Here is a 13,077-nt window from a genome sequence, read left to right on the forward strand (position 1 = left end):
CGCCGCCGCGCGCCCGGGCCGCTCGCCCCGATCGGCCCCTTCTTGCGCGCCCTCGCGGTCGCCTTCGAAACAGCCGTTCAAAAACGCCCGTTCAAAAATGGCTCACGACGCGTGCACCGGCCCGGTGAGGCCGCGCAGCGCCCGTCCGCTGCCGCCCCGCCGCACCGCGATGAGCTCCGCCGCGATGGACACGGCCGTCTCCTCCGGCCCGCGCCCGCCGAGATCGAGGCCGATCGGCGAGCGCAGCCGCGCCAGTTCGCTCTCGTCGAGCCCGGTGGCCCGCAGCCGTGCCAGCCGGTCCTCGTGCGTGCGCCGGCTGCCCATGGCGCCGACGTACCCGGCCCTGCTGCGCAGCGCCAGTTCGAGGACGGGCACGTCGAAGCGGGCGTCATGGGTCAGCACGCACACGGCGGTGGCCGCGTCCACCTGGTCCTCGTGGGCCGCGAACCAGCGGTGCGGCCAGTCCACGACGACCTCGTGCGCGTCCGGGAAACGGGCGGCCGTCGCGAAGGCCGGGCGGGCGTCGCACACGGTCACCCGGTGCCCGAGCAGCGCTCCGATCCGCACGAGGGGGCGCGCGAACTCGACCGCGCCGCACACCAGGAGGTGCGGCGGTGCTCCGAAGGCCTGCACGAACAGCTCCCGCTCGGGGGCGCACGACGGGTCCGGGCCCGGCTCGCCGACGCGTACGAGGCCACTCGTGCCGCGGGTGAGCAGCGCTTCGGCGGCCTGAGCCGCGGCCCGGTCGAGCCGTGTGTCGCCGAGTGTCCCGCTCACCCCGGAAGCGCCCGCGGCGAGACTCCCCGGTCCGCCTTCGACCGGCGTCACGAGTGCCACCGGGACCTGGGCCGCGAGGTCGGCGGCCACCCGGGCCAGCGGTGCGTCGGCGGTGACCTCGCGGATCAGCACCTCTATGGTTCCGCCGCAGGTCAGGCCCACCGAGAAGGCGTCGTCGTCGCTGACCCCGTACGTCTCGCGGGCGGGCCCCGCACCGGCGAGGACGTCCTCCGCGACCGCGCACACCGCGGCCTCCACGCAGCCGCCGGAGACGCTGCCGACGACGCGGCCGTCCTCGGCGACCAGCATCGACGTACCCGCGGCGTGCGGGGCGGAGCCCCAGGTGCGGACGACCGTCGCCATCGCGAAGCGGGTCGTGGAGGCCTGCCACGCGGCTGCCTGGTCGATCACGTGTCGCATGTCGCTCACCTCGAGCACATCGAATCGGCTGCACCCTCTTGCCAAGAAGAAACTTTAGTGTAAATCATTTCAGGTATTAGATAGATGCGTCGACCCGAGAGGCCTGGTGGAAGCCGGTTGAAACCGACACCCTTTGACTACAGCGCTCCAGGCAGCCTCGGCGAGGTGCTGGCCCTCCTCGCCGACGAGGAGCGGGAGGCCAAGGTCCTGGCCGGCGGCCAGTCCCTGATCCCCATGCTCAGCATGCGCCTCGCCCGCCCGGGGCTGCTCGTCGACATCACCCGGGTCCCCGGCCTCGACCGCCTGTACGCCGACGACGCGGGCGCCCTGCACATCGGCGCCGCCGTCCGTCAGTCCCGGGCCGCGGACGACCCCGTGGTGCGCGCCGGGTGGCCCCTGCTCGCGGCGGCGATCCGGCGCATCGGGCACCCGCAGATCCGCCACCGCGGCACGGTCTGCGGCAGCCTCGCGCACCACGATCCCGCCGCCGAACTGCCGACCGCCGCGCTCGCCCTCGACGCCCGCTTCGTGATCGTCGGACCCCGCGGCAGCCGTACCGTCGGCGCCGCCGACTTCTTCGTGGCCACCTTCCAGACCGCCGTGGCACCGGACGAGCTCCTCACCGAGGTCGTCCTGCCGCCGCGCGCCGGTGACGGCTGGGCCTTCGAGGAACTCGCCCGCAGACATGGCGACTTCGCCACCGTCGGCGTCGCGGTCACCCTGCGCCGCGCGCCGGACCGGCGCTCGGTCGCCGCCGCCCGCGCGGTCTTCTGCGGCGCGGGCCCCGTCCCCGTCCGCCTGCCCGCCGTCGAGGAGGCGCTGACCGGGACCGGCGCGGGAGCGGCGGCCCTCGACGCGGCCGCGTCCGCCGCGCTCGCCGGGCTCACGCCCGCCGACGACGTCCACGCCACGGCCGCCTACCGCCGCGAGGCCGCCGCCCATCTCCTCGTCCGTGCCTGCACCCTCGCCTGGGAGCGCTGCTCATGACCACCGACCTCGCCACCTCCGACCCGGCGACGGCCACCCACGCCGCCCCGCCGCCGCTCGCCGAACCCTCCGGCTGGCACGAGATCCGCCTGACCGTCAACGGCGCGCCCGTGACCGCCCAGGTGGAGTCCCGGCTGCTGCTCAGCGACTTCCTGCGGGACCGGCTGCGCCTGACCGGCACCCACGTCGGCTGCGAGCACGGCGTCTGCGGCGCCTGCACCGTCCTCGTCGACGGCGAGCCGGCCCGCTCCTGCCTCACCCTGGCCGTGCAGTGCGCCGGCGCCGAGCTGCGCACGGTCGAGGGCCTCGCCCCCGGTGACGCCCCGCTCACCCCCGTACAGCGGGCGTTCCACGAGTGCCACGGGATGCAGTGCGGTTTCTGCACCCCCGGATTCGTGATGACGGCGACCGCGCTGACCGAACAGCCCCAGCGGCCCGACGCGGCCGATGTCGCCGACGCCCTCAGCGGACACCTGTGCCGCTGCACGGGCTACCGCAACATCCGTCGTGCCGTGTGCCAGGCGCTGGACGAACGCTTCGCCGGCGGCCCCGCCGGGCGGGGGGAGTGACCCGTATGTCCCACGGACCGTCCCAAGCACCCCAGCAACCCGCGCCGGACGGCGGCCCCTGGACCGGCCGCCCCGTTCCGCGCGTCGAGGACGACCGCCTCCTGCGGGGCAACGGCCGCTACGTCGACGACATCGCCCTGCCCGGCGTCGCCGAGGCCGCCTTCCTGCGCAGCCCGCACGCCCACGCCCGCATCCGGTCGGTCGACGTCACCGCCGCGCTCGCCGCCCCCGGCGTCGTCGCCGTCTGGACCGGCGCCGACGTGGCCCATCTGCCCGCCATGCTCAACAGGGAGGAACTGCGTACCCCGCCCGGGCTCGCCGAGCTCCTCGACCCGTACGTCGCGATCACCCCGATGCCGCTCCTCGCCACGGACAAGGTCCTCTACGTCGGCCAGCCCGTCGCGGTCGTCGTGGCCGAGAACCGCTACCTCGCCGAGGACGCCCTCGAACTCGTCGACGTCCGCTACACGCCGCTGCCCGTCCTCGTCGACCCCGACCGCGCACTGACCGAAGGCGCCCCGCAGCTCCACGACGACCTCCGTGACAACACCGCCGTCGCCGTGGCCACCAAGGTGGGTGACCCCGACGCGGCGTTCGCCTCGGCCCACACCGTCGTCAGCGAGGAGTTCCGGGCCCACCGGTACGTCGCCTCGCCCATCGAGACCCGCGCGGTCTCGGCCCAGGTGGACCCGTACAGCGGCGTGCTGACCGTCTGGTCCAACACCCAGACCCCGCACCGGGTGCGGGAGGCCACGGCGCACACGCTCGGCCTCGACCCGGAACGCGTCCGTGTCATCGCCACCGACGTCGGCGGCGGCTTCGGACAGAAGGGCATCCTCTACGTCGAGGAGATGCTCGTCCCGTACGCGGCCCGCGTCCTGGGCCGCCCGGTGCTCTGGCGCGAGGACCGCAACGAGAACCTGACGGCCGCCTCGCACGCCCGCGAGCAGATCCATCGCATCGAACTCGCCGCGGACGCACAGGGCCGCCTCCTGGCCGTACGCGACCGCATCACCGTCAACTTCGGCGCGTACAACATGACCGGCCTGGTCGTGCCCTACAACTCGGTGTGCCACCTCCTCGGCCCCTATCGCGTCCCGCACGTGGACATCGACGTCGTCGGGGTCCTCACCAACACCACCTTCGCCACGCCCTACCGAGGAGCGGGCCGCCCCGAGACCGTCTTCGCGATGGAGCGCGCGATGGACCGCCTCGCCTGCGAACTCGGCCTCGAACCGGCCGAGTTGAGGGCGCGCAACCTCGTGGGTCCCGACGAGATGCCGTACGCGACGGGTCTCGTGGACCGCTCCGGCAAGCCGCAGTCCTACGACTCCGGGGACTTCCCCGAGCTGCTGCGGCGCGCCGTCGCCAAGGCCGATCTCGAAGGGGTGCGTGCCCGGCAGCGCGAGGGCGCCCGTGACGGCAGGCTCGTCGGGATCGGCTTCGCGATGTACATCGAGGCGACCGGACTCGGCCCGTTCGAGACCGCCCGCATCGACATCGCGCCCAGCGGCCGGGTCAAGCTCGCGATCGGCGCACCCTCCCAGGGGCAGGGGCATCGCACGTCCATGGCGCAGATCGCCGCCGACGCGATCGGGGTGCCCTTCGGCGCCGTCGACGTGGTGGGCGGGGACACCTCCGCGACGCCGTTCGGTGTCGGCACCATCGCGAGCCGGGCCCTCGTCAACGCGGGCAATGCCACGCACCGGGCAGGCCGCCTCGTCCGCGAGAAGATCATCGAGGCCGCTGCGCGCCGGCTCGGCGTCCCCGGCGAGGACCTCGACCTGCGTGAGGGCGTCATCACGGCCAAGGCCGCCGAAGGCCCGGCTCTCACCCTCGCCGAACTCGCCGGCCGGGCCCCGCTCCCGGGGACCCCGGAGCCCACCGACGGCCGGCACGGCACCGAGCTCAGCGAGACCGTGCACTTCCGCCCGCCCGGCTTCGCCGTGTCGAGCGGCGCGCACGCCGCCGTCGTCGAGGTCGACGAACGCACCGGCGAGACGGAGATCCTGCACTACGTGGCCGTCCACGACGCGGGCGTCATCGTCAACCCGATGATCGCCGAGGGCCAGGTCACCGGCGGTATCGCCCAGGGCATCGGCGGCGCGCTCCACGAGGAGATGATCTACGGCCCCGACGGCCAGCCCCGTACCGGCACCTACATGGACTACTTGGTGCCGACCTCGTCCGAGATACCCGACCTCGACCTCGACGAGATCCACTCCCCGAGCCCGATGAACGACCTCGGCGTCAAGGGCCTCGGTGAGGGCGGCGCCATCGCCCCACAGGCCGTGCTCGCGAACGCCGTCGAGGACGCGCTGCGCCCCTTCGGCGTGGTCGTCCGGCGCGGCCCCCTCTCGCCCAGCCGCGTCCGGGACCTGCTCCGCACGGCCGGCCGGCCCGCGGCCGCCCGCTGACCCGGCGCCGCTCCACCCCGACGATTGGACACCCACCCATGCGACTCGACCACTCCTTCACCGTCCCGGCCACGCCCGACGACGCGTGGAAACTCTTCCTCGACCTCGGCCGTGTGGCCCCCTGCATGCCGGGTGCCGTGCTCGACACCCTCGACGGCGACGCGTTCACCGGACGCGTCAAGGTGAAGGTCGGTGCCGTGCAGATGAGCTACCGCGGTGAGGGCACCGTGACCCGCGACGAGAGCGGCCGCTCGATGGTCCTCGACCTCAGCGGCAGCGAGACCCGGGGCGCGGGCACCGCGTCCGCCACCGTCACCGCGTCGCTCGCCGCGGACCCGGCGGGCACCCGGGTCCGCGTCGGCACCGACCTCGACATCACCGGCCGCCCCGCCCAGTTCGGCCGCGGCATCATGACCGAGGTCGGCGACCGCATCGTGCGCCAATTCGCCGAGCGGCTGGAGGAGTTGCTGAGGGAACCGGCCACCGCGGAACCTGCGGCGGCGATCCCGCCCCGGGCCCGCGAGCCCGAGGCGGTGGACCTCGGCGCCGCCGCCCTGCCCGTCCTCCTCCGGAAGGCCGCCGTCCCGGCCGCGGCCGTGCTCGTCACGATCGCCGTGATCCGTCTCGTCGCCCGACGCGCGTCCGGCCCCCGATCGCTTCAGGGGTAGGATTTTCAGGGGCGTAGGACATCGCGTCGCGCCCGGGAGCGGCCGAGGGGACGGGGATGGCTGAACGGAAGGCGGCACGGCGTGACGCCGTGGCGGAGGTCATCGAGGACTGGGCGCGTGAGCGGCCCGAGCTGGACACGACCCCACTGGAGGTCCTCGCCCGGCTGCACCGCTCGTTCCTGCGGTACAACACCAAGCTCATCGCCTCGATAGAGCGGCACGGGCTCTCCGTCGCCGGATTCGACGTGCTGACTGCGCTGCGCCGGTCCGGCGCGCCGTACCGCCTGACAGCGGGGCAGCTCGCCGACCAGGGTCTCGTCTCGTCGGCCGGGGTCACCCTGCGCATAGACCGCCTGGAGAAGGACGGCCTGATCGTCAGGGAGCGCGACGCCGGCGACCGCAGGGTCGTCTACTCGCGGCTCACCGACGCGGGGCTCGCCACGGTCGACGAGGTGTTCACCGAGCACCTCGACAACGAACGCCGGATGCTCGGCGAGCTCTCCCCGGCGGAGCGCCGCCAGCTCGCGCGGCTCCTGCGCAAGCTGGAGAACTCCATCCTCGACTCGGACACCCCGGACGAAGCGGCTTCCTAGGGACGAAGCGGCTCCGGGCGACGAAGCGGCTCTGTGTCCGGGCGACGACGCGGCTTCCCGGAAACGGGGGCGCTCACTCCCACAGGGAGCTGGGCGCCTCCCTCCTGATCACCGGCGCGATCTCCTCGGCGAACCGCTGGAGCGTCTCGACCTGCTCGCCCGTCCCCTGCCCGAAGGTGTCGACGGTGACCGACTGGAGGTCGTGCCGGTACACCTCGTGGTAGCCGAGGATCTTGTCGATGATCTGCTGCGGCGAACCGATCAGCTGGGGCCCGTCCGCGATGGCGTCGTCGATCGTGCGGAACGGCGTGTTGTACCCCGCCCTGCCCTCCAGGTGCGGCTTGAAGGACTGTGCGACCTTGGTCTCGTACAGCTCCTTGAAGCGGGCCACCGCCCGCTCGTGAGAGTCCGCGACGAGCAGGCCGCCCGAGCCCGCCGCGACGTGCGCCCGCGCCGGATCGTGCCCGTACGCCTCGAACCGCGCGCGGTAGTGGTCGATGAGTTTCGCGTAGGCCGCCCGCGGCTGGACGGCGTTGGCAGTGAACAGGGGATCACCGTGCCGGGCCGCCAGCTCGGGGGAGTTGAGCGAGGTCGCCGAGCCGTGCCAGACGCGCGGCAGTCCGTCGTACGGGCGCGGCACTGTCGTCACGTTCTTCAGGGCGGGCCTGAACTCTCCCTCCCAGTCGACGCCTTCCTCGCTCCACAGCCGCCGAAGGAGTTCGTACTTCTCCCGCTGGACGTCCCACTGGCGCGCTTCGTCGAGCCCGAAGAGGTCGAAATGGCCGGCCTCGGCGCCCTTGCCGATCACCAACTCGACGCGACCACCAGAGAGTTGGTCCAGGGTCGCGTAGTCCTCGGCGACCCGCACCGGATCGAGGATCGCGAGGACCGTCACGCCGGTCAGCAGTTTGATACGGGACGTACGGGCGGCCAGCGCGCCGAGGATCACCGTGGGGCTCGACGACAGGAACGCCCCCGCGTGCCGCTCGCCGACCGCGTACGCGTCGAAGCCGAACTCCTCCGCCGCGACACCGACGTCGATGACCTGCCTCAACCGGTCGGAGGTGGAGAGGAGTTCACCGGTGAGGGGGTGCGGCGCATGGCCGATGATCGACAGGACCTGGAACTTCATGCCCCCACTCTCACGCCCCGGCATTGCGGACGTGTGTACGCGGCATGGCAGTGCGCCAGGACATGCGAGAGGGGCGGCACCCCCCCGTGGGAGCCGCCCCTCAAGTCATGTGGATCCAGCGGTACCTACTTCTTGTCGAGCACGTCCTGGACCTTGGCGCGCACGTCGTCCGTGGCCAGGCCGCGGATCGTCAGCGTGGTGCGGCGGCGCAGCACGTCGTCCGCCGTCTCGGCCCACTCGTGGTCGCGGGCGTAGGCGACCTGCGCCCAGATCTCCGGGGCGTCCGGGTGGACCCGCTCGCCGAGCTCCGGGTTCTCGTTGGCCATCCGCGCGATGTCGAAGGCCAGCGAACCGTAGTGCGTCGCCAGGTGCTTGGCCGTGTCGGCCGCCATGCGCGGACCCGGGGCCGGGTTGTCGACCAGGAGGCGGTGCGCGACGGCGCGCGGGTTGGCGACACCCGGCAGCGGCATCCGCTTCGGCAGCTCCTTGACCGGCTCGAAGTCCTCGCCCAGCGGGTGGCCCGGCAGGGACTCCAGCTTCTTCATCACCGTGCGGCCGATGTGGCGGAACGTCGTCCACTTGCCGCCGGCGACGGACAGCATGCCGCCGCGGCCCTCGGTGACGACCGTCTCGCGCTTGGCCTGCGCCGTTTTGCCGGGCCCGCCGGGCAGCACGCGCAGACCCGCGAACGAGTACGTGATCAGATCCCGCTTCAGCTGCTGGTCCCGTACCGAGAAGGCCGCCTCGTCGAGTATCTGGTCGGTGTCCTTCTCGGTGACCGACACATCGCGCGGGTCACCCTCGTACTCCTCGTCGGTCGTGCCGAGGAGCAGCATGTCCTCCCACGGCAGAGCGAACGTGATGCGGTACTTGTCGATCGGCGTCGCGAGCGCGGCCTTCCACGGGGAGGTGCGCTTGAGGACGAGGTGCGCGCCCTTGGAGAGGCGGATGGAGGGGGCCGCGTTCGGGTCCTCCATGGCGCGCAGGTGGTCGACCCAGGGGCCCGTCGCGTTCAGCACGAGCCGGGCGTTCACGCCGAACTCCTCGCCGTCGACGCGGTCCTCGAGGTCCGCGCCCGTGACCCGGCCCCGGGTGAAGCGCAGGCCCGTGACCTCGGCGTGGTTGAGGACCACGGCGCCGGAGTCGACGGCCGCGCGGACCGTCATCAGGGCCATGCGCGCGTCGTTCATCTGGTCGTCGCCGTACACGGCCACGGCCTTGAGGTTCTCCGTCCGCAGCTCGGGCACGTCCTGCTGTGCCTTCGCGGGGGAGAGCAGGTGCCCGACACCGTCACCGAACGCCGACAGGGCGCTGTACGCGAACACGCCCGCGCCCAGCTTCGCGGCGCCGTGCGGGCCGCCCTTGTAGACGGGCAGGTAGAAGGTGAGCGGGTTGGCGAGGTGCGGTGCCACCTGACGCGACACCGCACGCCGCTCGAAGTGGTTCTCCGCCACCAGCTTCACCGCGCCGGTCTGCAGGTAGCGCAGCCCGCCGTGGAGGAGCTTGGAGGAGGCGGAGGAGGTGGCGCCGGCGAAGTCACCGGCGTCCACCAGGGCCACCCGCAGTCCCGACTGCGCGGCATGCCAGGCGGTGGAGATGCCCAGGATTCCGCCGCCGATCACCAGGAGGTCGTACTGCGCCTTGGAGAGCTGCTCCCGGGTCTCGGCGCGGCTCGCTGCCTTGAACGACGCAGTCGAGCCGACGGCCGGATGCGTCCCGAGGGCAGGGACGCTCTGCAGGGTGGTCATGTCTTACTCCTCGCCACTTTCGTCGAGCCAGCCCATGGAGCGTTCGACGGCCTTGAGCCAGCTCTTGTACTCACGGTCGCGCTTCTCCGCGGCCATGTTGGGGGTCCATTCGGCGGCCCTGCGCCAGTTGGCGCGCAGCTCGTCGGTCGAGGACCAGAAGCCGACGGCGAGACCGGCGGCGTAGGCGGCACCGAGGCAGGTGGTCTCGGCGACCATCGGGCGCACCACGGGGGCGTCCACGAAGTCCGAGAGCGTCTGCATCAGCAGGTTGTTGGAGGTCATGCCGCCGTCGACCTTGATCGCCGTGAGCTCGACGCCGGAGTCCTTCGTCATGGCGTCGGTGATCTCACGGGTCTGCCAGGCGGTGGCCTCGAGCACGGCGCGCGCGAGGTGCGCCTTGGTGACGTACCGGGTCAGGCCGGCGATCACACCGCGGGCGTCGGAGCGCCAGTACGGGGCGAACAGACCGGAGAAGGCCGGCACGAAGTACGCGCCGCCGTTGTCCTCGACCGACGACGCCAGCGTCTCGATCTCGGCGGCGGTGGAGATGAGGCCCATCTGGTCGCGCATCCACTGCACCAGCGAACCGGTGACGGCGATCGAGCCCTCCAGGGCGTAGACCGCCTTCTGGTCGCCGATGCGGTAGCCGACGGTGGTCAGCAGGCCGTTGTACGAGTTGACGGGCTTGTCGCCGGTGTTCATCAGCAGGAAGGTGCCGGTGCCGTACGTCGACTTGGCCTCGCCCTCGGAGAAACAGGTCTGGCCGAACAGGGCCGCCTGCTGGTCGCCGAGCGCGGACGCGACAGGAATGCCGCCGAGGAGGTCGCCGAGCGGGCCGCCGCCGACCTCGCCGTACACCTCGGCGGAGGAACGGATCTCCGGGAGCATGGCCAGCGGGACGCCGATGGACTCGGCGATCTTCGCGTCCCACTCCATGGTGTGCAGGTTCATCAGCATGGTGCGGGAGGCGTTGGTCACGTCGGTGACGTGCTTGCCGCCGTCGACGCCACCGGTCAGGTTCCAGATGACCCAGCTGTCCATGGTGCCGAAGAGGATGTCGCCGGCCTCGGCGCGCTCGCGCAGGCCCTCGACGTTGTCGAGCAGCCAGCGGGCCTTGGGACCGGCGAAGTAGGAGGCCAGCGGGAGGCCCGTCTCGCGGCGGAAGCGGTCCTGGCCCACATTGCGCCCGAGCTCCTTGCACAGGGCGTCGGTGCGGGTGTCCTGCCAGACGATGGCGTTGTGGACGGGCTCACCCGTGTTCTTGTCCCACAGCAGCGTCGTCTCGCGCTGGTTGGTGATGCCGATGGCCTTGATGTCGTCCCGGGTGATGCCGGCCTTGGTGACGGCCCCGGCGACGACCTCCTGGACGTTGGTCCAGATCTCGGTCGCGTTGTGCTCGACCCAGCCCGGCTTCGGGAAGATCTGCTCGTGCTCCTTCTGGTCGACGGAGACGATCCGGCCGTCCTTGTCGAAGACGATGCAACGGCTGGAGGTGGTGCCCTGGTCGATCGCTGCGATGAACGGGCCCGCGGTGTGTGCGTCGGTCACGGTCTGCTCCTGGAAGTTCTCGGTGCGGCTCTGGCGGAGGGTGCTCGGGGGGTCTGTCGCCTACTTGAAGGCGATGTTGTAGAGACCGCCCGCTATGGCGCCGCCGATGAGGGGGCCGGCGACCGGGATCCAGGCGTACGTCCAGTCGGAGCCGCCCTTGTTCGGCAGGGGCAGCAGGGAGTGCACGATGCGGGGTCCGAGGTCGCGGACCGGGTTGATCGCGTAGCCCGTGGGCCCGCCGAGGGAGAGGCCGATGCCGACCACGACGAACGCGGTGACCATGGCGCCGAGGACGCCCAGGCCGTTGCCTCCGTCATTGAGGCCCTGCGTGAGGATGGCCAGGACGAGCACGACCGTGGCGATGATCTCCGTGACGAGGTTCTGCGCCGCGTTCCGGATCTCAGGACCGGTCGAGAAGATGCCGAGCACCGGGCCCGCCTTGGGCGAGACCTTCTCCTGGATCATCCCTTCCTCGGCCGGCGGGGCGGCGAGGATCTCCGGGTCGGTCAGATGCGCGCGGAACTGGCCGTAGTACGTCGCCCAGACCAGCAGGGCGCCGATCATCGCGCCCAGGAGCTGCGAGCCCAGGTAGAGCGGAACATCGCTCCACTTGGTGCCGCCCTCGATGGCGAGACCGATGGTGACCGCCGGGTTCAGGTGGGCGCCTGACACGCCCCCTGCCAGGTAGGCGCCGGTCAGTACGGCGAAGCCCCACCCGAAAGTGATCGCGAGCCAGCCGGCGTTGCGCGCCTTTGAGTTCTTCAGCGTGACGGCGGCGCACACGCCACCGCCCAGCAGGATGAGTACGGCGGTACCGATGGTCTCGCCGATGAAGATGTCGGAGCTGGACACCCGCGACTCCTTTGTCCTTCGTCCAGGGAAGCCGAACCCCGGGTCCCTCTCCGGTGGTTCGCGCCCTCAGGTGAGGGCGTTTTCGGCCCTGGCTTGCCACACTCTAACGCCTGTTGCCGGTAGGTGTTCGACAATGCCGACCGATGGACGCGAGTCTCGCCCCGGGGTTACTTACTAGTCAATGGTTTCTCTTGTCGAAAACTCGATCGTTATTGATCGGGTCGGACTATCGGTTGCGTGTCCGGGCCACACGTCCGTCGATGGTGGCCCGTAAAGCTGCGGCCTGCACGTCGAAACGGCGAAGGCCCCGCCGGGGAAGCGGGGCCTTGCGTTCGTTCGGGGGCGCCGTCGAGGCGGCGCGGGCGCTCAGAAGCGGCTGGCGCCCAGGTCCCGGGAGACGGCGCGGGCGCAGTCCCGCACGGCGGCGACGAGCTCGGGGCGCAGATCCCCGTCGACGCACACGCGCTCCACGGCGCCGGTGATGCCGACCGCGCCGACCGGCATGCGCCGCCGGTCGTGGATCGGGGCCGCGACGGAGGCGACGCCCTCCCAGGTCTCCTCGACGTCGTCCGCATAGCCGCGCGCGCGGGTCAGGTCGAGGAGCGTCTCGAACTCCGTGAGGTCGCTCACGGTCCGCCCGGTGAACACCTTTCGGTCCACCTCGACCACCTCGCTGTGCGCCACCGGGTCGTACGCGGAAAGGACCTTGCCGAGCGCCGTGGAGTGCAGCGGCTGCATCGCCCCGACCTCCAGGACCTGACGGCTGTCGTCGGGCCGGAACACGTGGTGCACGATCAGTACGCCCTGCTGGTGCAGCACGCCGAGATAGACGCTCTCGCCGCTGGAACGCGCCAGGTCGTCCGTCCACACCAGCGCGCGCGCCCGCAGCTCGTGCACGTCCAGATAGCTGTTGCCGAGGCGCAGCAGCTCCGCGCCCAGCTGGTAGCGGCCCGACGGGGCGTCCTGCTCGACGAAGCCCTCGTGCTGCAGCGTCCGCAGGATGCCGTGCGCCGTGCCCTTGGCCAGCCCCAGTGTGGAGGCGATGTCCGAGAGGCCGAGCCGGCGCTCACCGCCCGCAAGGAGCCGCAGCATGGCGGCTGCCCGCTCGAGTGACTGGATGTTCCGTGCCATCCCAGCGTTTCCTCCTTGATCCTCTCGCCGAGCAACGTTCGACAATGCTGAACACTATCGGTCGTTGCCGACCTCGTGCGAATACGCGAGGAGCCTATATTTCGCCCCGTTTGGCTCGACGCCCCGGTTCGGGGCACACCTGTGCGCACCCGCACCCCGCGCCACATGGCGTTCCGTCCAGTGGACGCCTCCGCGGAGAACCACCGGCCCGGCTACCCTGGCCGGGTGCGCCTCC

At 71.8% G+C, this 13,077-nt stretch carries 11 protein-coding genes; 5 read left to right on the forward strand and 6 right to left on the reverse strand.

Going from position 1 to position 13,077, the window contains the following annotated elements:
- Window positions 1–102: 102 nt before the first annotated feature.
- Window positions 103–1,197 (reverse strand): XdhC family protein, encoded by a 1,095-nt coding sequence (locus ACZ67T_RS14405; RefSeq protein ID WP_469984046.1) that lies wholly within the window; start codon window positions 1,195–1,197, stop codon window positions 103–105.
- 117 nt (window positions 1,198–1,314) lie between these two features.
- On the opposite strand from ACZ67T_RS14405, the gene ACZ67T_RS14410 reads away from it, so the two are divergent.
- Genes ACZ67T_RS14410 through ACZ67T_RS14430 form a run of 5 tightly spaced genes read left to right on the forward strand, consistent with a single transcriptional unit; the run spans window position 1,315 to window position 6,431 of the window.
- On the forward strand, window positions 1,315–2,184 hold the full coding sequence (locus tag ACZ67T_RS14410) for an FAD binding domain-containing protein (protein WP_469984048.1): 870 nt from the start codon (window positions 1,315–1,317) through the stop codon (window positions 2,182–2,184).
- Window positions 2,181–2,753 (forward strand): (2Fe-2S)-binding protein, encoded by a 573-nt coding sequence (locus ACZ67T_RS14415; protein WP_469984049.1) that lies wholly within the window; start codon window positions 2,181–2,183, stop codon window positions 2,751–2,753. Before ACZ67T_RS14410 ends, ACZ67T_RS14415 begins: the two co-directional genes overlap by 4 nt.
- A gap of 5 nt (window positions 2,754–2,758) precedes the next feature.
- Complete coding sequence (locus tag ACZ67T_RS14420; protein WP_469984050.1) at window positions 2,759–5,170, forward strand: xanthine dehydrogenase family protein molybdopterin-binding subunit; 2,412 nt, start codon at window positions 2,759–2,761, stop codon at window positions 5,168–5,170.
- Between the two features lie 38 nt (window positions 5,171–5,208).
- A complete protein-coding gene (locus ACZ67T_RS14425) occupies window positions 5,209–5,838 on the forward strand; it encodes an SRPBCC family protein (protein WP_469984052.1) in 630 nt (209 codons plus the stop codon).
- Between the two features lie 56 nt (window positions 5,839–5,894).
- Window positions 5,895–6,431, forward strand: coding sequence for a MarR family winged helix-turn-helix transcriptional regulator (locus ACZ67T_RS14430; protein WP_469984054.1), 537 nt, complete (start codon window positions 5,895–5,897; stop codon window positions 6,429–6,431).
- Window positions 6,432–6,504: 73 nt separating this feature from the next.
- On the opposite strand, the gene ACZ67T_RS14435 is transcribed toward ACZ67T_RS14430, so the two are convergent.
- The 5 genes from ACZ67T_RS14435 to ACZ67T_RS14455 all read right to left on the reverse strand — a co-directional run bounded on the left by ACZ67T_RS14435 (window position 6,505) and on the right by ACZ67T_RS14455 (window position 12,842).
- The gene (locus ACZ67T_RS14435; protein ID WP_469984055.1) at window positions 6,505–7,563 is read right to left on the reverse strand and encodes an LLM class flavin-dependent oxidoreductase; all 1,059 of its coding nucleotides are present in this window, start codon (window positions 7,561–7,563) and stop codon (window positions 6,505–6,507) included.
- Between the two features lie 125 nt (window positions 7,564–7,688).
- Window positions 7,689–9,311 (reverse strand): glycerol-3-phosphate dehydrogenase/oxidase, encoded by a 1,623-nt coding sequence (locus ACZ67T_RS14440; RefSeq protein ID WP_469984056.1) that lies wholly within the window; start codon window positions 9,309–9,311, stop codon window positions 7,689–7,691.
- A 3-nt stretch (window positions 9,312–9,314) separates the two neighbouring features.
- The gene (gene glpK, locus ACZ67T_RS14445) at window positions 9,315–10,859 is read right to left on the reverse strand and encodes a glycerol kinase GlpK (protein WP_469984057.1); all 1,545 of its coding nucleotides are present in this window, start codon (window positions 10,857–10,859) and stop codon (window positions 9,315–9,317) included.
- 60 nt (window positions 10,860–10,919) lie between these two features.
- The gene (locus ACZ67T_RS14450) at window positions 10,920–11,711 is read right to left on the reverse strand and encodes an MIP/aquaporin family protein (protein WP_469984058.1); all 792 of its coding nucleotides are present in this window, start codon (window positions 11,709–11,711) and stop codon (window positions 10,920–10,922) included.
- A 366-nt stretch (window positions 11,712–12,077) separates the two neighbouring features.
- On the reverse strand, window positions 12,078–12,842 hold the full coding sequence (locus ACZ67T_RS14455; protein ID WP_469984059.1) for an IclR family transcriptional regulator: 765 nt from the start codon (window positions 12,840–12,842) through the stop codon (window positions 12,078–12,080).
- Window positions 12,843–13,077 lie beyond the last annotated feature (235 nt).

The sequence above is a fragment of the Streptomyces sp. NPDC107517 genome (assembly GCF_055582645.1).

Excerpts from the sequence above, each read along its gene's own strand:
- ACZ67T_RS14420 (WP_469984050.1), top strand. The coding sequence starts at position 2,759 with ATGTCCCACGGACCGTCCCAAGCACCCCAGCAACCCGCGCCGGACGGC.
- ACZ67T_RS14425 (WP_469984052.1), top strand. The coding sequence starts at position 5,209 with ATGCGACTCGACCACTCCTTCACCGTCCCGGCCACGCCCGACGACGCG.
- ACZ67T_RS14405 (WP_469984046.1), bottom strand. The coding sequence starts at position 1,197 with ATGCGACACGTGATCGACCAGGCAGCCGCGTGGCAGGCCTCCACGACC.
- ACZ67T_RS14430 (WP_469984054.1), top strand. The coding sequence starts at position 5,895 with ATGGCTGAACGGAAGGCGGCACGGCGTGACGCCGTGGCGGAGGTCATC.
- ACZ67T_RS14455 (WP_469984059.1), bottom strand. The coding sequence starts at position 12,842 with ATGGCACGGAACATCCAGTCACTCGAGCGGGCAGCCGCCATGCTGCGG.
- ACZ67T_RS14440 (WP_469984056.1), bottom strand. The coding sequence starts at position 9,311 with ATGACCACCCTGCAGAGCGTCCCTGCCCTCGGGACGCATCCGGCCGTC.
- ACZ67T_RS14435 (WP_469984055.1), bottom strand. The coding sequence starts at position 7,563 with ATGAAGTTCCAGGTCCTGTCGATCATCGGCCATGCGCCGCACCCCCTC.
- ACZ67T_RS14415 (WP_469984049.1), top strand. The coding sequence starts at position 2,181 with ATGACCACCGACCTCGCCACCTCCGACCCGGCGACGGCCACCCACGCC.